An 18,996-nucleotide genomic window follows, 5' to 3' on the forward strand; every position below is an offset into this window, starting at 1 on the left:
CGGCCTTGGAGTGGAGAATTCGCCTCGTTGTTCGGAAGTCTGTCGCACACGACATTCGGGCGCTAACGTGTGCCTGCCGCACTTCCCTCACCCAGGGTCGATGATCGTTGAACCCGGCGTACTCGCCGGTAATCATCGACATCGGCGGAAAGGTATCGTCATGCGCACCGCATCGAATGCCACGCGGAACACCGTCGTAGACGCCTGGCGCTCCGGCGCCGAAACGGCCGACGGCGTGGAGAACCCCGCCGGTTCGCTCTACATCGGCGGATCCGCCACGGAACAGGGCCTCACCGAGATCGACGTCGCGGCGATCAGCTGCGGCACCGCCTGTTCCTGGTCGCGCACCCGCGCCTGTTGTTGACCGAAGCTCGCCGGTCCGCCGTTCGGCGCCGGTCGCACACGCGATCGGCGCCGGGCGGCGGGTCCGTCTCGATTGGGTGGCGATCCGCAGATGGCGATTCCGGTCCGGCCCCGTCCCGTGGTGAGCTACGACGACGCGGGTGAGTTCGATACCGCGTTCGAGCCGCTGATCGGGCCCGCCCTGAACCGCTTCCGGCGCCGATTGCGCGCCGTGCCGGACCCGCTGTCCACCACCGAGCGGGAGATCCTGCTGCGCGCCGCCCGACGTGGCCTGTTGGACACCGTGCGCCCCAAGGCCAACCGGCTGCTCCTGCTCGAACTGCACGCCGCCCGGATGTCCGGCCGGCTCACCCGCGCGACCAGCGAACAACGCTGGCAGGAATTCCTCGAACACGCCGCCGAACCCGGGTTCTGGAGCGAACTCGACTTCCACTACCCCGCGTTCGCCCCGCGCCTGAACCGGGTGATCGCCAATCGGTGCACGGCCCTGCTCACCCTGGCCCGCCGCATCGCCGCCGATCGCGACCGGCTGACCGACCTGCTCGGCACACGCCCCGGCGAACTCGTCGAGATCGGCACGGACGCGGGCGACTCGCACCGCGGCGGCCGTACCGTGGCCCTGCTCCGCTTCGAGGCCGGCCGTGTGGTGTACAAACCCCGCGCGCTCGCCGTGGACGTCGCTCTCGCCACCACCGTCGACACCCTCCTGGCCCACATCCCGCGCGAGCAACGCATCGCGGTTCCGAGGGTGTTGCTCGGCACCGACCACGGCTGGGCCGAACACGTCGAACACCGCTACTGCGCCGACGCCGCCGAACAGTCCCGCTTCTACCGCGGTCTCGGCGAGTGGATGTGCGTCGTACAACTCCTCGGCGGCACCGACCTGCACTCGGAGAACGTGATCGCCTGCGGCCCGGTCCCGTGGGTGGTGGACTGCGAGACGTTGTTCAGCCCCGAACCGCGGGTCGGCGCGAGCGGACTCGGCGACGCCTTCGACACCGCCGCCGCCTCGGTCCGGGGCACCGTGCTGCGCACCGGCCTGTTGCCGATGCGGCTGGGCCAACTCGCCCTACAGGGCGTGGACATGTCCGCCGTCGGAGCCCTCCCCGACCAGCAACCGCGCGTCCCGGTACCGGTGATCAGCGGCGCCGGTACCGATCTGGCCCGGCTCACGATGGAGCCCGCCGACGTGGCCGGATCGGCCAACCTGCCCGCCCCCGACGCCGATCCGCTCGCCCACCAGGACGACATCGTGCACGGCTATCGCGACCTGCGCGCCCGCCTGGACGGACTCGACGCGGCCGGGCGACTGCGGCCCATGCTCGACGTGTTCGCCGGCTGCGAACTGCGGGTGGTGTTGCGCCCCACCCAGGTCTACGTCGAGATCGCCCGGATGCTCTGGCATCCGGCGTCGCTGCACGACGAGGGCCCGGCCGTCGAACGCGCGCGGGATGTACTGATCCGCCAGGCGAAGGCGCTGCACGGCGCCCCCGACACGCCGGAGGTGGTCGGCGCCGAGGTCGCCGATCTCCTCGACGGCGACATCCCGTTCTTCGGCGTCCGGCCCGAGCGGGGACGGATGACCGGACCGCGCGGCACCGAATGGGGCGATCCCGCACACCTGATCGACGAGAGCGTCGCCCGCTGGCGGGCCGGGGACCCGGAGTTCGAGGAGGTGATGATCCGCTCCTCGCTGCTCGGCGTCTACCGCGACCGCAGCGCGATGCCCGAGGGCGAACGACACCGCGAGGTGACGGTACGACACGACGAGCGGGAGGAACGCCGGCGCGCCCTCGCCGCCGAATCCGCGCGCGACCTGTGCGCCCGGGCCGTCGTCGGCGCGGACGGGACGGCCACCTGGATCGGGCCGGTGTACACCGACAGCGGCTTCAACGTACGCCCGTTCGCCGCCGACCTGTACAGCGGACAGGCCGGCGTCGCGCTGGCCCTGCGCGCGTATCTGGCCGAGTCCCGCGCGGGCCGGGTGCCGGCCGTGGACGGGCTGCCCGCGCTCACCGAGGGGGCGATCCGGGCACTGGCGGCGATGGAGGACGCGGTACCCACCGCCCGGGTCGGCGCGTTCGACGGGATCGGCGCGGCGGTGCGCACCTGGCTGGCCCTGCACGCCGCGTCCGGCCGGCCGACCGACCTGGATCGGGCGATCCGGCACGCCGAGCGCGCACCGGGCCTGCTGGCCGAGGACACCATCCTCGACCTGGCCGGCGGCGCCGCCGGGCTGATCGTGCCCCTGCTCGCCCTGGCCGACCGTACCGGCGACCGCCGTTGGCGCGACGTCGCCGAATCCGCCGCGGAACTGCTCGGGCGACGCGCCGTGGTCGAGGAGGACGCCCGCGGCCGACGCACCGCCCGCTGGCCGACCGTACTCTTCCCCCACGGCATCGGCGGCTTCGCGCACGGCGCCGCGGGAATCGCCTGGGCACTGACCCGACTCGGTCTGGCCGCGAACCAGCCGGAGTGGTTCGAACTCGCCGACCTGGCCTGGGCGTTCCAGGAGGCCCTGTACGACCCGAAGGTGCGTAGCTGGCTGGACGGCCGGCAGCGGGGCGAGGTCTTGTTCCTCGACTCCTGGTGCCACGGCAGCACCGGCATCGGCCTGGCCGGCTGGGACCTGTACCGGCGCACCGGCGCCCCCGAACACCTCGACCGGGCCCTGCGCGCGGCCGCCGCGACCTGGCGCACCGGCTTCGGTTGGGACTACACGCTGTGCCACGGCGACCTGGGCTCGTGGGAACTCCTGGACACCCTCCTGCGCGGCGCCCCCGAGCAGCTTCGGTCCCACCTGCCGGAGGCCCCCACCCGCGCCCACCTCGACGCGCTCCTGCTGACCGGGCTCGAAACCTACGGCCCGCACACCCCGTCCACCCGGCACACCACCACGGCATCCCTGCTCCCGGGCAGCGCGGGCGCCCTGCACCAACTCCTGCGCATGCACCCGACGAGCGCGGGGCGCCCGCCGTCACTGCTGCTTCTGGACGAACTATGAGTGCCGGTAGGGCTGTTGCCCAGGATGGTCAGTCCACGTAGGCCGACGCCTGGATGCGGTACAGGTCGGCGTATTCGCCGTTCTCGCACATCAGTTCTTCATGGGTGCCGTGCTCGACCACCTCGCCGGCGCGCAACACGACGATCCGGTCGCACTCGCGGACCGACGCCAACCGGTGGCTGATCAGCACCACCGTGCGACCGGCCGCGAGCCGGCGGATATTGGCGTAGACCGCGTGCTCCGCACGGGCGTCCAGGGCCGCGGTGGGCTCGTCGGCGATCAGCAGGCGGGCGTCCCGGTAGAAGCCGCGCGCGATCCCGATCCGCTGCCACTGGCCGCCGGACAGGTCCACCCCGGCGCGGAACTTCTTCGACAACAACGTGTCGTAGCCGTACGGGAGTCGCGAGATCAGGCCGTCCGCGTCCGCGTCCCGCGCCGCCCGGGTCAGCGCGGTCCCGTCCGGGTCCGGCCGATCGGCGCGCCCGAGCACGATGTTGCCGCGCGCCGTCAGCGGCCACCGGGTGGGCTGTTGCATCACCAGCGCCACCTGCTCGCGGACCCTCACCGGGTCGACCATGGCCAGATCGGTGCCGTCCCAGTGCACGGTGCCCTTGTCCGGCCGATGCAGCGCGGCCAACAGCAGGGCGAGCGTGGTCTTGCCGGACCCGTTCTCCCCGACCAGGGCCACCGTCTCGCCCCGGCGAATCACCAGATCCACCCCGCGCAACGCCGGGCCGGCGCTGCCGGGATACGCGAAGTAGACGTCCCGCAACCGGATTTCGGCGAACCCGTGCGGCGCCTCGCACACCGCCGGCGGCCGGGCCCGGTCGGCCGCCTCGTCCAGGAAGGCGTGATAGTCGGTGATGTACAGGGACTTCTCGTAGAGCCGGTCCACCGCCACCATCAGCGTCGCCAGCGAACCGCTCGCGGTCCGCACCGCCAACACCGCCGTACCGGCCACCGCGAGCGGCACGATCTCGGCGCGGACCAGCAGCCCGAGAGCCACATAGGTGGCCCCCAACGCCAGGCCGGACAACGTGCGCCCGACCACGCCCACCCGCACCTGGGCGTAGCCCACCCGCACCTCGGCCTGCTCGACCAGCCGGGCCAGGCGCCGGAACTCGGTCAACAGCGCCTCCTCGGCGGTCCCGGCCCGCACCTCCGCCGCCGCCTCCCGGGCGGTGAGCAGGTCGGCGAACAACCACAGGCGCCGATACAGCGTCATGCGCTGGACCATGCCCTCGAACCCGATCCGGGCCGAGCGCAGCGCCGCCCACCCCTGCGGCGCGATCGACAGCGCCAACAGCGGCAGCAGTACCGGGTGCAGCCCGGTCACCACACCGATGCCGACCAGCAAACCGACCAGCGCGCCGAGCAGTTCGACCGCGTGCGCGAGGGCCAGTTGGGCGTGGTCGATACCGCGGTCGCGCGCCCGGGCGAGCGCGTCGTGCCAGTCGGCGTCGTCGAACGCGGCCAACTCGGCGCCGACCGCCGCCGCGTGCAGGCGCTCCTCGGCGACCCGACGGATCCCCGGCGACAGGCGGGCCTGGGTCGCCTGCACCACCGTCTCCAAGCCGGCGCGGGCCGAGGTCGCGACCACCACCGCGATCACCGCCGGCACCGCGTCGCCGACCCGGTCCGCCGCCGGCCCCGAGGCGAACAGCGCCGACAACGCCCGCGACGTGGCCAACAGGGCCAGTGCGGTGGCCACCCCGGCGGCGGCCTGGGCGCATACCAACACCACCGCCGCACGCCCACTGGCCGCCCACGCCAGGCGCCACACCTGCGCCAGCGCGACCGGCAACCGGGTGACCATGCGACCCAGTCCCGCGTTCGCCGCCTCCCCGTCGAAGGGCGTGTCGTAGCCCTCGCCCAGTTCGTCGAACTCGCCCAACTCCGGTGGCACATGCCCCGCCATCCCGAACCCCTCCCGGCCGACAAGTGGGGTATGCCCGGGGCGGAGGCACGCTACGGGTACCAAAGGGAGCGCACAGGTGGCCGGAGGGGCGCCCGGACCGTCCCGCGAAGCCCACACCGGGCACCACCGCGACACGCCGCCGGACGGGTCCGGTCCCCGGCGTGTGTCCTCAAGCCCCCGGCGGGGCTCGAAGACACGCGCTAGTCGGGGATCAACCCGCTGCGCCGCGCCAGCGCGACCGCCTCCGTGCGGCGGGAGGCGCCGACCTTGGCCATGATGTTGGACACGTGCACGCTCGCGGTCTTGGCGCTGATGTACAGCTCCTCGCCGATCTGCCGATTGCTCAGCCCACGCGCCAGCAGCTCCAACACCTCACGCTCGCGCGCCGTCAGCGTCACCTCGCCGGCCGACGCCGCCGCCGCACCGGCCAGCCGCCCGCGCCGTACCATGGCGTCCACCGCGTCGCGCAGCGGTACCGCCCCCAGCCGCTCCGCGGTCTCCCGTACCCGCTGCGCCAGGGCGGTCGCCTCCTCCCGCCGGTCGGCGGCCACCAGGGCCTGGGCCAGCCGCAATTCGCTGCGCGCCTGCTCGAAGACGTTGCCGTAGCCGTACGCCTCGGCGGTCTTCTGCCACAGCGCGACGTCGACCTCGCCGCGCACCCGCGACCACTCGGCCTCGGCGCGTGACAACCACGCGACGCTCTCGGGTCCGGTGCGCGGGAAGCGCCGATTGGGCCAGGACATCGTGGTGCGGGCCCGCTCGACGAACGGCTCCGCCCGCGCCACCTCCCGGGCCGCCGCCTCGGTGTCCCCCGCCGCCCGCAGTTCGGTCGCGGTGTCGCCGATCGCGGACAGGGCCAGGGCACAGATCCGGATGCCCGCGTCGGGGTAGGGGTTGCGGTCCTCGGACAACGCGTCGAGCGCGCGCCGCGCCCACTCGGCCGCCGCCGTGGAATCGCCGCGCCAGGCCGCCTCGTCGGTGAGCACCAGGCTGCCGACCAGGGTGCCCATCCAGTTGAACGGCCGCTCCTCGAACAGGGCGCGGGCCCGCTCCGCGACGCCCGGCTCGCCCCGGCCCAGCGGGACGTACAGCGCCGCCTCTGCGACGTGCCGGAACGCGGACGGCACCGTCTCGGGCACCACTTCGAGCGCCTCGTCCCAGCGGCCGAGGGTGTACAGGAGTTGGGCGCGCAGGTACTGCATGTCCAGCGGGTAGGGCGAGGTGGATCTGGTGGTGCGGCGGGCCAGTTCCAGGCCCTCGTCCAGCCAGCCCAGGCTCTCCGCGAGTCGGCCGGACTCGAAGCTGCCCATGGCCAGGTTGAACAGTGCCCGCAGCTCGATCGCGGTGTTGCCCGACTTGTGCGCCAAGTCGCGTGCCTGGCTCAGCCGTTCGCGCCCCTCCGGGACCTGGCGGCTGCCCCATTCCAGCCCGGTCAGCGAGATGATCGCGTCGGCGAGCGCGTCGTCGGTGCCCAACTCCTCGGCGGCGGCCAGTAGTTGATGGCCCAGGCGGCGCGCGGTCTCGTCGTCGTTGAGGTAGTAGGCGGCCTGGATGTGGGTGGCCGCCGCCCACAACCACGTGCGCGAGGGCGGCTCCGCGGGGATCATCGCGAGCGCCTGGCTGCTGTACTCGAACGCGGCGTGGAGGTTGTCCACGTTCATCAGGCTGGAGGCGAGGGTGTAGCGCACGGTGACGGCGAGGTCGACGTCGGCGTGTTCGCCGACCCGGTCCAGCGCGCTGCGCGCGAACGCGACGGCCCGATGCGCCTCGCCGGCCCGCACGGCGGCGGCCGAGGCGCGCATCATCAGCGTCACGTCGTCGCTGTCCACCAGTTCGCGGGCGTTCGGCACCGCGTCCCACACTTCCAGGGCCGCTTCGAGGCGGCGCATCTCCTCCGCCGGCGCACCCATCCGGGCGGCGGAGTCGGCGGCCTCGACGGAGGCGGTGAGCGCGCCGGGCAGGTCGTGACCGGCGCGGTGGTGGTGGGCACGCTCGGCCGCACTGCCCGCCCGCCGGCCCGGCTCGCCCAGCAGCCGGGCGAACACGGCGTGGATCCGGACCCGCTCGCCCGGAAGCAGGTCGGCGTACGCCGCCTCGCGGGTCAGCGCGTGCCGGAAGGCGTACGTATCACCCTCGTCGGCGACCAGCAGGTGCCGCCCGACGGCCTCGCGCAGCGCGGTCTCCAATTCGTCGTCGGGCAGTTCGACGGCGTCCCGGAGCAGTCCGTGCTCGACCCGGCGCCCGCCCACGGCCGCGGTGCGAAGCACCCGCTGGGCCACGCTCGACATCTGCTCGATCCGGGTGAGCAGCACCTCGGCCAGGCCACTGGGCACACCCCCGTCGATGTCGTCGGTGGCGGCGCGCAGTTCCTGGGCGTAGAAGGCGTTGCCCTCGGCGCGCTCGACGATGGCCCGGACGGTGTCCTCGGGCAGCGGGTCGGCGGCCAGACCGCGGACGAGGCGGGCCACGTCGTCGTCGTCCATCGGCCGCAGGTCGAGCCGCCCGACGGACGGCAGGCGCACCAGTTCGGCGAGCAGCGGGCGCAGCGGGTGGCGACGGTGCAGGTCGTCGGAGCGGTAGGACACGAGTACGGTCAGCCGCTGGTAGCCGGCCGCCCCCGGGCGTTGCGGCAGGAGTCGGCTGAGCAGGAAGCGCAGCAGATCGCGGGTGGACTGGTCGGCCCAGTGCAGGTCCTCGATCACCAACAACACCGGCGCCTGCTCGGCCAGGTCCCCGAGCAGTCCGGCCACGTCCTCCAGAAGCCGCAGTCGCACCCCGGAGTCCGGCATCTCGCCGGCGTGCTCCCGGCCCCCGCCGGCCCGCAACAGTCGCTCCACGGCCGGATGCGCGGCCAGCACGTCGGCATGGCGCTCGTCGGCCTCCAACCGCCGCAGCACCTCGACGAACGGCAGATAGGGCAGCCCGACATCGCCGAGGTCCACACAGTGCCCGGTCAACACGGTCATCCCGGCCCCGGCCGCCCGGGCCGCGGCCTCCGCCAACAACCGCGTCTTGCCCACACCGGCGTCCCCGGCCACGAGCACGGCACAGGGATCGCCCGCCCGCCCACGCCCCAGCGCCTCCTCGAGCCGAGCGACCTCCTCGCCCCGCCCCACCAAAGCCGCATCCCAACCCACATCCGTCACCGGGCCATCTTCACACGCCCCATCCACACCCGGTGGTCCCGTGTCCCGGCTCGACTCGCCCGAGGCGGCCGGCGGAGCTCGGTCGGCACGCCGGCGCCGGTGACCCGACAGCGGCACCAACCGGATGGCCGCGCACTCGGCGCGGTATGCGGCCACCGCACGAGTGACCCGCCGGGCGTGCACAAGGCCGCCGCGGGAGGGCGGCGGCCTTGCGGTGCTCGGAAAGGGTCGGGGTCCCGGGTCGGGGGGATCCGGGACCGCCGTGGGTCGGGGTCAGCTCTTGATCGAGTAGCTGTCCCCGTAGACCTTCCAGTTCAGGGGCGGGTCGAGGTCGAGGTTGCCGGCCTTGAGGAAGACGCGTTGTTCGGTGTCGACCCGGCTGGTGTCGCTGTGTGCGTCCTCGTGCTTCATGGCGACCTTGCGGGCGTCGAGGAAGGCGTTGAGGTAGGTGGTCTCGTTGCCGCCCTGGGCCGGCGGCTTGGCCTTCTTCAGGGCGTTGGCGCGGATCGAGCTGAAGCTGTCCCGGTCGCCACCGTCGCCGTGCATGACGATGGCGTCGTAGTACATGAACTGGCCCAGCGCGCCCAGGCCGTCCGACTTGCCGCGGTTGACCGCCGGGTTGAAGTACACCCGGTCCCGTTCGTCGTCCTGCGCCTTGCGGAAGTCGGCGTCGCCCGCGGCGGTGGCCCAGGCCTTCTCGAACGAACTGCCCAGCCCGGAATGCGAGTCCGAGCCGTTGACCTTGCGCAGTGCGGGCAGGAACTTGGCCAGCACGTTGCCCGGCTTGCGCGCGGTGTACAGCTCGACCAGGTCGAGCATGTCGCCCGTGCCGGAACAGAAGCCGATGATGCCGGCCGTGTAACCGCGGCCGTCGTCGATGTCCTCGATGTACTTGTACTGCGCCTTCCAATCCAGGGAGGAGTTCTCCGCGCTGGACACCAGTTGCATCGCGATGTCCTTCTTGTGCGGGTCGTCGAGGTCGACGCGCGCGGCGGCCGTGGCCGAGGCGGTCGAACCCGACGATGCCGCGCCGGTGGTCGCCGCGTGGGCCAGCGGCCCGGGGACGGCGATCAGCAGGCCGGTGGCCACAAGCAGGGTCAGGCGCTTGCGACCGCGTCCGAGTTGAGCGTGCACGTGCGTCTCCGTTCCGGCCGATGACGGCCATGTTCGGGGGGCTTGGCGTGCCGGCTGGAATCCTTTGTTAGGAAAGTTTCCTAACTAGGACGAGTCACATTGAAGCACTGCGGGGTTCCGTCGCCAAGGGGCAGAGCCCATCTCGGCCAAACTCGCCCACCACGGTTCACCATCCCGTCACCAGGATTTGATGATCCATCAGGTTCGCGGCCCGCTCGGCGGTGATCACCCCCGGACGGCGGGGAATCCGCCGGCCTCCTCGGCCGCTCCGGTCTCCGTCGGCGCGACGGATCCGGGAACCGATCGAGGTCGGCGCGCGTGAATGTAGTGGACATCACCAGGCCGCCCCACCCCCTGCGCGAGCCGGTGAATCAGGCCGAACCGGCCCATTTCGAACAGGGCTTGGTCGTCTTGCCCTGAATGGGTTGGGATGCCGTTTGCCAATCGATTGGGCTTCCGTGGCAGCCAACCACACCGTCACGTGACAGCATCGGGGGATGGACGAGCATCAGCGACAGCCCGAGGCCGAGCCCGAGTGGCTCGACAACGACGACTTCGAGCGACTCCTGGCCGAGGTTCTGCCGGAGCTGGAGCCCGCGTTGCCGCCGGGCCGAGGCAAGCGGATCTACGAGCGCGCCGCCCACGGGGACTCCACGACCGGGTGAACCGACCCGCGTGACCCCACTCGCATCGATCCATGTCGCCCAGCGCGACCGCGAGTCGACACAAACCCCCGCGACGCCCCGGCCACCCATCGGCCGGGGCGTCGCCCCGTTGTCGGCGGTCGATCGTCGGCTGATCAACCGCCCACGGTGACCGGGAGTTCGCCGTATCCGCGCAGCAGCAGGCGGTCGTCCCGGACCGCGCCCGGCGCCTGGGCCGACGCGGGAAAGCGAGCCAGGAATCGTGGGAAGGCCACCGTCGCCTCCAGTCGGGCGAGCATGGCGCCGACGCAATAGTGGATCCCGGCGCCGAAGCTCAGCGGCGCGATCTCGGCCCGCCACGGATCGAACCGCTGCGACTCGGGGAAGCGCACCGGGTCACGGTTGGCCGCGCCGATCAGCAGCAACACCTCGGCGAACCTGGGCACCGCGACGCCCTCGATCTCCAAGCCGTCGCGGAGCGCGATCCGCGAGGTGAGTTGGACCGGCGAGTCGTACCGCAGCACCTCCTCGACGAAGTCGCCCGGCGGCAACGTCCCCCCGGCCAGCGCGGTGCGCGCGCCGTCGTGCCCGAACAGCAGCGCCAGGCCGTTGCCGAGCAGATTCGTGGTGGTCTCGAACCCGGCCACCAGGAGCAGCACCAGGTTGGCGATCAGCTCGGCGTCGGTGATCCCGCTGTCCGGGTCCGCGTCGCGCCGCGCGACGAGGGCGCCGACCAGGTCCTCACGCGGGCGCGCCCGCCGCTGCGCGACCAACTCCGCGAAATAGTCCCGGAGTTCCACGGCGGCCCGATCCGCGGCGGTCAGATCACGCTTGACGGTCATGAACTCGAGGGCCGTCATGAGGTCGTGCGCCGACCCCCGGAACCGACGTCGGTCCGCCTCGGGCACGCCGAGCAGTTCGCAGATCACCCCGACCGGCAGGGGGAAGGCGAACCGATCCATGAAGTCGACCGGTTCGCCGCCGCGGCCGGCCACGGCCAGGTCGTCCAGGAGCCGGTCCACCGCCCGCTCGACGGCCGGCCGCATGGCGGCGATCCGCCGCGGTGTGAAAACGGCCGCGATCGGTGCGCGCATCCGGGTGTGCGCGGGCTGGTTGGCCTGCAGGATCGAGCGGCCGAACAGTTCCAGTGACGGGGGTTCGGGACAGTCGCCGAACATCGTGGCGGTCAGCTCGGGGTCGACCACGCCGAAGTCCCGGTCGCGCAGCACGCGGTCGACGGCGGCGTACCCGGTGACCAGGACGAGCATGTCGCTCACCCGCGCCACCGGGCCCAGCCGGTGGGCCTGTTCGTACAGCGGATAGGGATTGGCCCGGGTCTCGGGTGTGTCGAGCAGTTCGACGATCGCGGTCGCGTCCACGTGGTTGCCTCTCGTCCCCGTCGGACGGGCCGGCCCGGACAATCGGCGCCGGCCACCTTTCACACCGTCAACCTTCGCCATGGCCCGCCGAGTTCCCCGGTCCGGGTCCGCGGCACGCAAGCGGCGCGGGCAACGACCCGTACACCCCGACGACGGCCGCGCCGTCGGCCGGGCTCCCGTCGCGCGAACCGTGCGGCTCGCGCGAGGAGGCCATCGTCGACACGCGGGAGCAGGCGGGCGACACGCCGTGGAGCAGTACTCCACGTGATGCCCCTGTTGCTGTGGGTGAGATTCCGGGCGACCGTTGATGAGCACTCCCCGTTTTCCCTATGGAAGGGTCCGTCAGTCATGCGCAACACCCGGATCGTCGCCGCCACCACCGGCCTGTCTCTCCTTATGGGTGCCGGTGCGGCGGTGGCCGTCACCGAGGTCGGCACCGCCTCGGCGACACCGCGCACCGTCGCCGCGGCTCCCGTGGCGGTACCCGTGCCGGACGCGGCGACCGAGCTGATCGACCAGTTGGGCGCGGTCGGTGCGGTGACCAAGTCGGTCGGCGACCTGGTCGCGGCCGCCACGGCCGTCCCGCCCGACGCGGCCGAGGTCGAGGAAGCGGTCACCTCCCTGGAGGCCCTGGCCAAGGCGCTGCTGGACAAGCTCCCGGCCACCCCCGTCGCCCCCGCGGTACACGCGGGGTCGATGCCCGTGGCGCTGTCGCCGGCCGACGCGGCGGCCGCGCTGCTCAAGGACGGCCGGGACCTGCTCGAGGCGGTTCAGGCGCTCGTCGCGGTTCCCCCGGGCACCCCGAACCCCGACGTGCCGACCGTGGTCGCCGACATCGCCAAGGACCTCCTCGGCCTGGTCACGAGCGTGACGACCGCGCTCGCGGGCGGCGTGCCCCCGGCGTAGTCGGCGCTCGCGGCCCGGGGTCGCGGCACCACCCTCACGACGGGGTCCGGTCGATCACCGACCGGGCCCCGTCGGCCGTGCCGGGGCGGGCGGCCCCGCGAGAGTCCGGCGCCCGGTGGTCGTCCGGGGCCCACCGCCGTACCGCCACGGCCGCCACCAGCGTGGCCGCCGCCAACGAAGCCCACAACAACCCCGGCCCCACCGCGAACAGCGCCATCAGTACCGCCGGCGACGCCGCGGCGCCGAGCCCGGAGGACAGCTGGAAGCGGGACAGCGCGCGGCCGAGGCGATGGGCGGGTGTGGTGGCCACGATCAGGGCGACGGCGCTGCCGGTGTACATGATCTCGCCCACCGTGTAGAGCACCGACACCAGCGCGATGGCCGCCGCACCGCCGTTGCCGCCCAGGCCGCCGGCCGCCCAGAAGCCCAGGTAGGACACGGCGAGCACGAGCCCCGCGCCGGCCAGGGCCGAGCGCCTGGGGTATCGGGACAGCCGGACCACGACGGCGATCTGGGTGGCGACCACGATGACCGTGTTCCCTACGAAGATGCCGGCCGACCAGGCCGGCGACGCGTGCAGGTGGGAGACCAGCACCGCGGGCAGCGCCACCTCCAGGACGTTGAAGCAGAACGCGTACGGGAGGTTGGCCACGTCGAGCGCGGTGATCCGCGACCCCCCGGCGGCCCGCGACTTCGGCTCGTTCGGCCCGGGGGTGTCCCGATCCCCGGACCGGTGCGTCGCGGTCACCCGCAGCGAGCGGACCAGGAACGCGGCCACGGCGTAGCCGATGCCGGTCACCGCCGCGAGCAGCCGCAGCGCCCCCGTACCCCCGGCCATCGCCACCGTGGCGATCAGCGCGCCGGCCCCCAGGCCCGCGTTGCGCAACGACCGGCCGGCGGCGAGCGCGGCGTCCCGGTACCGCTCGTCGGCGACCGTACCGACCAGCGCCGCGTGCGCCGGAGCCCAGCACTGGTCGCCGATGCCCAGGAACAGCGCGGCGACGGTGAACGCCCACACGGCGGAGCCACCCCATGTGGCGCTGCCGAGCAGTACCGCGACGCCGACGACGCGGACGCACATCGCCGCGGCCACCGCCGCACTGCGCGCGCCACGATCGAGCCACCGGCCCAGGAACGGCACGGCGGTGAGGCCGAGGAGCATGCCGATCGACATCGCGGTGCCGGTGCGGGCCACGCCGAGGTCGAGCACCTGGATCCCGTACAGCAGCAGGAACGGGCGCAACATCCCGGTTCCGAGCGCGTCCACGGCGAGCGCGGTCGTGTAGCGGGGGCCGCCGGAGGTCCGCATCAGGGTGGCCAGGCGCGGGCGCGGGGATCGCTCGTGTACCGGCGTCGGCCCGAGCCGCCCCGCGTCGGGCCCGGCACGGCCGTCACCCGTGGTCGGTGCGGACGCGGTGCCATCGGGGGTCGCGGGGGCCGGGGTCGTGGTCATGGCGACACCGTGGCCGGCGGGCCCGGCGGCCGTCACGTCGATTGACGATGGTCGTCAATCGAGATGGGCCGCACCGCCACCACCTGCGATGATCCCGGGGTGAGCCTGAGCATCGACATCACCGGCGTGCCGGCCGAGCGGCTGTTGTTCGCCGTGTCCCCGCTGGCCGAGCTGACCGCGATGCTGCATGTACTGGCCGAGCCCGCGCACCATCCCGCGCACCGGGACTGGGCGGTCGAGACCCGGTCGGCGCTGCGGCCGGAGTTGGCCGAGCAGTTGCTGGAGGCGGAGTTCCTGTGGCGGGCCTCGCAGGCGGACTTCCTGCTGCCGGGGCATCCCGAGCCGACGCTGGCCGCCGAGTTGGACCGGGTCGACCTGCTCGACGACGACACGTACGTGACCGCCGCACTGGTCGCCACCTGCGGTACGGACCGGTTGTTGCTCGGCAGGCCGTCGCCGCTGCGGGACGCGCCCACCCGGGAACGGACCCTGGACCTGGCGTACGCCCGGGGCTCGCGGCAGGCGTCCTTCGCGGAGCGGCTGATCGCGGATCCGCCGATGGTGCGGGCCCGGGTGCGGCGCATGATGGAGGAGTGCGAGGCCGTGTTCTTCGCCGCGGCCTGGGCCCGGGTCCTCCCCCGGCTGACGGCGGATCTGCGGCGCAAGAACGATCTGCTGGCCCGGCGCGGTGTCGCCGAGGCGCTGGCGGCGGTGTCCGGGGCGATCGAGGTGGACGAGCACCGGCAGCGGATCGTGGTGGACAAGCTCCAGGACAGTACGACCAGCGCGGTGGGCGACGGGGTGACCTTCCTGCCCACCGTCTTCGGCGCGCCGCACCTCATCGTGGTGCACGCGCGCGGGTGGCGGCCGGTGGTGCAGTATCCGGTCGCGGTCCCCGATCACAAGCCGGCCGAGGCGGTGCCGATGGAGTCGGTGCGGCTGCGGTTGGCGGCGCTGTCGCACCCGGTACGGCTGCGCCTGGTGCGCACCCTCGCGCGCGGCGCGCACACCACCGGCGAGTTGGCCTCGACGTGGTCGCTGAGCGCGCCGGAGGTCTCCCGACACCTGGCGGTGCTGCGCCGGGCCGGCCTGTTGACCGCGCGGCGGCGCGGCCGGTACGTGATCCACGAACTCGACACCGAGGCGACGGCGGCGCTCGGTACCGATCTGCTGACGGCCGTGCTGCGATAGGGACGGGCGGGTCAGCTCGCCGTGCGCACCCGTTGTACCGCCGGCGCGGTGGCCGGGGCCACGTATTCGGTGAAGAGCTTGGCGACCAGTTCGCCTCGGCTGGCGACGCCGACCTTGCCCAGCACGGACTTGATGTGATCGCGCACGGTGTGCGTGGAGATGTGCAGCCGGCGAGCGATCTCGTCGGTGGCCAGGCCGCTCGTGACCAGCCGGGTGATCTCCGTCTCGCGCGCGGTCAGTTCGAACGTCTCGACGATGATCGTGGACACCTCGGACGCCGGAGCCGCCTCGATCATCACCACGGTGAACGCGTCGTCGCCGCTCAGCCGGGACGCGTGGCACACCAGCCAGCGCCCGGCTCGGGTACGCACCCGGACCCGGCCGGTCCCGGCGGCGGCCAGGGTGGAAATCCAGATCGGCGTCATCGGCGCCGCGGGATCGCCCGGTTCGCCGGTCACGCTCGCGATCCGGGCGCGGGCCTGTTCGTTGGCCGAGACCAGGCGCCCGGCGCGGTCGAAGAGCAGTACGCCGGTGGCCTCCTGCGCCTCGGCGACCGCGTCGGCCGGGAGCTCCTCCGGCCGCAGGAACCCGCGCAGCCGCCCGGCGAGCGGCGCGGACAGGCCGGCGACCAGTTCGGTGTCGGCGGCGGTGAAGGCGGGCCGGTCCCGGTCGCGGAACAGGCTCACGCTGCCCCACGGCCGCCCGCCCACCCGCAACACCGCGCGCAGTTCGTCGCCGAAACGACGCGGGCGCAGGTACGCGTCGTAGAGCGGACCGAGTTCGGGCCGATCGCCGGTGCTCTCCCGCAGCGCCGCCGCCGGGACGCGGGCGTCGACCAGGTCGCGGAACGCGTTGACCGTGTCCGGGTCCGACTCGCTGGTCCAGAACGCGGCGCAGCCCTCCTCGTCCAGGTTCTCCACCCGGATCGGCGCGGCGATCAGCCCGGTGAGCGGATCGGTGGCACGCCACACGGCGGCGTCGAAGGGCACCAGGCGGCGCAGCCGAGTGGACGCGCCGGCGAACAACGCGAGCGCGTCCGGCGCGTCGGCGGCCCGGGCGAGCAGTTCGTCCCGCTTCCAGGCGTCGGTGTCGGGTCGGCGGGTCATGGGGGATCCGTCCTGATCGGGGCTGGTCGGGGGCTGGTCGGGTCGATGGCTGTCGGATCCGGTTTTTCGGTTTCGGTTTCGGTTTCGGATTCGAATTCGGTCAACCTCCGGGATCGGCAGAAGCTTCCCGGTCGTTCGGCGGCTCTCCAGGTCCTCGTGTGCGTGGCGGGCGGTGTTGTCTCAGCTCCTCGGGTGGGCGGATCCCGACCCGATCGATCGTGCGCGGCGGGTGGGCGGGTGCCCATCCCTCAGGTGGGGGATGGGCGGCGCGCTCGTGATCACTCCGGGGGCAGGATCTCGACGTCTCGGGCGGCGGCGTCGGCCGGCGCGGCGAACGTGCACAGCCGGGCCGCCTCGGCCATGACCGCGTCGGTCGTTTCGGCGGACAGCGGGGCGAAGGGAGTCAGGCGCAGACCGGTGGGGTGTACGGACCAGGTACCGGCAACGAACCCGTCGACGAGAAAAGTGGGCAACACGAGCGAGTTGCCCGGCAGGACCCGGCGGCGGTACTCGTCGGGCAGGATCCGGGTCCGGTCGGCGTGGCCGAGTACGGCGTTGTCGAAGGCGGGCAGGAACCGGACCGGCGCGGGGGCGTCCTCGGCGGCCAGTTCGGCGTCGGGAAGGTCGTACAGGTCGCGCCCGTCCGCGTCGCGCAACACCCGCAGCGGCATGGCCTCGATCACCGCGCGCAGCCGCTTGAGCCCGGACCAGGCCTGTACGTCCGCCACACTCGCCGGGCCGAACGCCGCCAGATAGCGCTCGACCAGCTCGCGGACGTCACGGGTGGGGTCCATCGCCCGCCCGGTCCAGACCGGCGCCAGGGCCATCGGCACCGACGGCCGGTTGCCCCAGCCGCCCCACACGCCGTTGGGCGTCGGGTGCACGATCGGCAACATGCGCTGGACCGCCGCCGCGAGCACATACCCGGAACGACCGGGATACCGCTCTCCCAGAAGCCGGCCGAGTTCGCGTCGGACGAGCTGCCCGTCGGCTAGCAACTCCCGGCCCGTGGCGGCGAGTTCGTTGGGTTCGAGGCCGCGCGTCTCGGCGGCGTAGTAGCTCGCGCGCAGTTCGGTCCCGGGCGCGGGTTGGAGGTGCGGCCGGATCCAGGCGTAGTCCTCGGCGGCGGCGAGGTGCTGGGTGCCGCGCAGGAGCGGGCCGCGGACGACGTCCTTGTCCGTGTACAGGCCGGTCAACTCCGCCTGCCGAAACTCCGCGATGCGCGACCACAGGCCCACATACGGCCAGTTCGGCTCCTGCGCCTGCATGGCCACCAGGTGTCGGACAACCTGCGCGGCGGGCCGGCGAGTGCGCTCGGCGAGCAGCTGACGGGCGATCAGCGTCCGGTTGAGCACGCGGCGGGACACCGGGGGGCGGGACACCCGGGGGTGGGGTGCGCGGGAAGAGGGCTCCATGGGCACAAGCATGCGCGAGAATGCGGCAGAGTCCATTCCGCATTACCACTTCGTGGGTGGCCTGGGTGGTCTGGGTGGTCGGAGTCGCCCGGGATGCCCCGTGCTCCCGGGCCTTCCGCGTAGGTCGAGCCGTCGACGGGGTCAGCGGGCCGGGAACACGTTGTCGCGAAAGCCGCCCATCACGTTCCCCGGTGCCTGCCAGTTCACCACGATGTAGTTCTCGTGCCACCGCGAACCGCGACCGGCGGAGCGGGCGGCGCCGATCCGGGTGCTGCCCTTCCAGACGAGTTGGGTGAAGTTCCCGGTGTCCGGGCCGAATTCACCGCGCCCGAAGTCGTATTGGGTAACCCCGTCATACCAGACCTTGGCCGCCTCCGTAGCCGACGCCGGGCTCGACACACTGCCGCCGGCCCAGAACAGGGTCTCGCCGGTGCCGACGCGCAGTCCGGCGTGCTGCTCGTCGAGCCCCTCGCGGGCCGACACCTGTGCCGCGCGTTGTCGGGCGTAGGCATTCAGTCCCGGATCCAACCGCACCGCCGGCACGCCGTGTCGGCTTCGGTAGGTGTTGATCGCGGCCAACATCTCGTTCAGGAAGGCATTGTCGGTGACATCCGGCAGCGCGGGCCGCGCCGCCGCCGGCACCGCCGCAGCCACCACCAACAACGCCGCCGCCGCCGCAACCAGAACTCCGCAGCGATTGCGCACACTTGCCCCTCTCCACCCAGGCCACCCACTGCGACCGCAGGCCCAGCATGGGGCCCACCCCCCACCAACCCCACCGACTCCCACCCGGTTCACCCATCCGGCGCACGGAAGGTTTGAACCACCCCAAGGCGGGTGAGCGACAGCGCCGCCGACTGTTCCCAACGGGCGTTGCGCTTCTGGCTGGGGGTGGCCGGTCCGGGGCCGGTCCGGGGCCGGTCCGGGGCCGGTCCGAACCCGGCCGGCAGCAGGGACGGGAAGGTGGTCGGGTCGAGCCCGCCGGAGGGCCTTCCCGAGTGGGCCGGGCGCTTCCGGCGCGGGGCCGGTCAGAGTCGGTGATGGGCCGCCGCCGGCGTGCGGGCTTCGGGGTGTGGGCTTGCGTCGAGGCGGGGGCCCGGGCCGGGGGAAAAGCGACCTGCGGCGGGTGGCCGGGAAGGGGGTCGGGTCGGGTTCCGCCGGGCTTACGTTCCCGGGTGGGTCGGGTTGCTGCGGCGCACGTTGCGCTTGGGGTTGCGGGTGGCCGGTGCGCGGCCGGTCCGAGTCGGTGATGGGCCGCCGCCGGCGTGCGGGCTTCGGGGTGTGGGCTTGCGTCGAGGCGGGGGCCCGGGCCGGGGGAAAAGCGACCTGCGGCGGGT

13 protein-coding genes are annotated in these 18,996 nt (G+C 73.1%); 5 read left to right on the forward strand and 8 right to left on the reverse strand.

The genetic code is table 11. From position 1 onward, the window contains the following. Window positions 1-160 precede the first annotated feature (160 nt). Together ACFRCG_RS18210 and ACFRCG_RS18215 are read left to right on the forward strand one after the other, a co-directional pair. On the forward strand, window positions 161-364 hold the full coding sequence (locus ACFRCG_RS18210; RefSeq protein WP_380007174.1) for a DUF6229 family protein: 204 nt from the start codon (window positions 161-163) through the stop codon (window positions 362-364). A 90-nt stretch (window positions 365-454) separates the two neighbouring features. Beyond that, complete coding sequence (locus ACFRCG_RS18215) at window positions 455-3,367, forward strand: type 2 lanthipeptide synthetase LanM family protein (RefSeq protein WP_380032629.1); 2,913 nt, start codon at window positions 455-457, stop codon at window positions 3,365-3,367. Between the two features lie 28 nt (window positions 3,368-3,395). Here ACFRCG_RS18215 and ACFRCG_RS18220 read toward each other — a convergent pair whose 3' ends face one another. The 3 genes from ACFRCG_RS18220 to ACFRCG_RS18230 form a co-directional block, all read right to left on the reverse strand. Next, window positions 3,396-5,285 (reverse strand): ABC transporter ATP-binding protein, encoded by a 1,890-nt coding sequence (locus ACFRCG_RS18220; protein ID WP_380032631.1) that lies wholly within the window; start codon window positions 5,283-5,285, stop codon window positions 3,396-3,398. 200 nt (window positions 5,286-5,485) lie between these two features. Continuing rightward, window positions 5,486-8,431 (reverse strand): AAA family ATPase, encoded by a 2,946-nt coding sequence (locus ACFRCG_RS18225; RefSeq protein WP_380032633.1) that lies wholly within the window; start codon window positions 8,429-8,431, stop codon window positions 5,486-5,488. A 273-nt stretch (window positions 8,432-8,704) separates the two neighbouring features. Further along, window positions 8,705-9,520 carry a chitosanase gene (locus ACFRCG_RS18230; RefSeq protein ID WP_380032651.1) on the reverse strand — a complete coding sequence of 272 codons (816 nt, stop codon included), beginning with the start codon at window positions 9,518-9,520 and terminating at the stop codon, window positions 8,705-8,707. A 542-nt stretch (window positions 9,521-10,062) separates the two neighbouring features. Here ACFRCG_RS18230 and ACFRCG_RS18235 point away from each other — a divergent pair. After that, window positions 10,063-10,230: a hypothetical protein gene (locus ACFRCG_RS18235; RefSeq protein ID WP_380032635.1), complete on the forward strand. Its 168-nt coding sequence runs from the start codon at window positions 10,063-10,065 to the stop codon at window positions 10,228-10,230. 134 nt (window positions 10,231-10,364) lie between these two features. On the opposite strand, the gene ACFRCG_RS18240 is transcribed toward ACFRCG_RS18235, so the two are convergent. Then, the gene (locus ACFRCG_RS18240; RefSeq protein WP_380032636.1) at window positions 10,365-11,588 is read right to left on the reverse strand and encodes a cytochrome P450; all 1,224 of its coding nucleotides are present in this window, start codon (window positions 11,586-11,588) and stop codon (window positions 10,365-10,367) included. A 348-nt stretch (window positions 11,589-11,936) separates the two neighbouring features. Here ACFRCG_RS18240 and ACFRCG_RS18245 point away from each other — a divergent pair, with 348 nt between their 5' ends. Continuing rightward, the gene (locus ACFRCG_RS18245; RefSeq protein WP_380032638.1) at window positions 11,937-12,494 is read left to right on the forward strand and encodes a hypothetical protein; all 558 of its coding nucleotides are present in this window, start codon (window positions 11,937-11,939) and stop codon (window positions 12,492-12,494) included. Between the two features lie 34 nt (window positions 12,495-12,528). Here ACFRCG_RS18245 and ACFRCG_RS18250 read toward each other — a convergent pair whose 3' ends face one another. Continuing rightward, window positions 12,529-13,803, reverse strand: a complete 1,275-nt coding sequence (locus tag ACFRCG_RS18250) for an MFS transporter (RefSeq protein WP_380032653.1) — start codon at window positions 13,801-13,803, stop codon at window positions 12,529-12,531. A 243-nt stretch (window positions 13,804-14,046) separates the two neighbouring features. Here ACFRCG_RS18250 and ACFRCG_RS18255 point away from each other — a divergent pair, with 243 nt between their 5' ends. Then, window positions 14,047-15,138, forward strand: a complete 1,092-nt coding sequence (locus tag ACFRCG_RS18255) for a DUF5937 family protein (protein ID WP_380032640.1) — start codon at window positions 14,047-14,049, stop codon at window positions 15,136-15,138. Window positions 15,139-15,149: 11 nt separating this feature from the next. On the opposite strand, the gene ACFRCG_RS18260 is transcribed toward ACFRCG_RS18255, so the two are convergent. The 3 genes from ACFRCG_RS18260 to ACFRCG_RS18270 form a co-directional block, all read right to left on the reverse strand. Then, the gene (locus ACFRCG_RS18260; protein ID WP_380032642.1) at window positions 15,150-16,244 is read right to left on the reverse strand and encodes a LuxR C-terminal-related transcriptional regulator; all 1,095 of its coding nucleotides are present in this window, start codon (window positions 16,242-16,244) and stop codon (window positions 15,150-15,152) included. A gap of 278 nt (window positions 16,245-16,522) precedes the next feature. Next, window positions 16,523-17,659 carry a winged helix DNA-binding domain-containing protein gene (locus tag ACFRCG_RS18265; protein WP_380032644.1) on the reverse strand — a complete coding sequence of 379 codons (1,137 nt, stop codon included), beginning with the start codon at window positions 17,657-17,659 and terminating at the stop codon, window positions 16,523-16,525. Between the two features lie 141 nt (window positions 17,660-17,800). Beyond that, on the reverse strand, window positions 17,801-18,364 hold the full coding sequence (locus tag ACFRCG_RS18270; protein ID WP_380032646.1) for a CAP family protein: 564 nt from the start codon (window positions 18,362-18,364) through the stop codon (window positions 17,801-17,803). Window positions 18,365-18,996: the final 632 nt, after the last annotated feature.

Origin of the sequence: Embleya sp. NPDC056575 (genome assembly GCF_042793325.1) — a bacterium.
Lineage (GTDB): Bacteria > Actinomycetota > Actinomycetes > Streptomycetales > Streptomycetaceae > Embleya.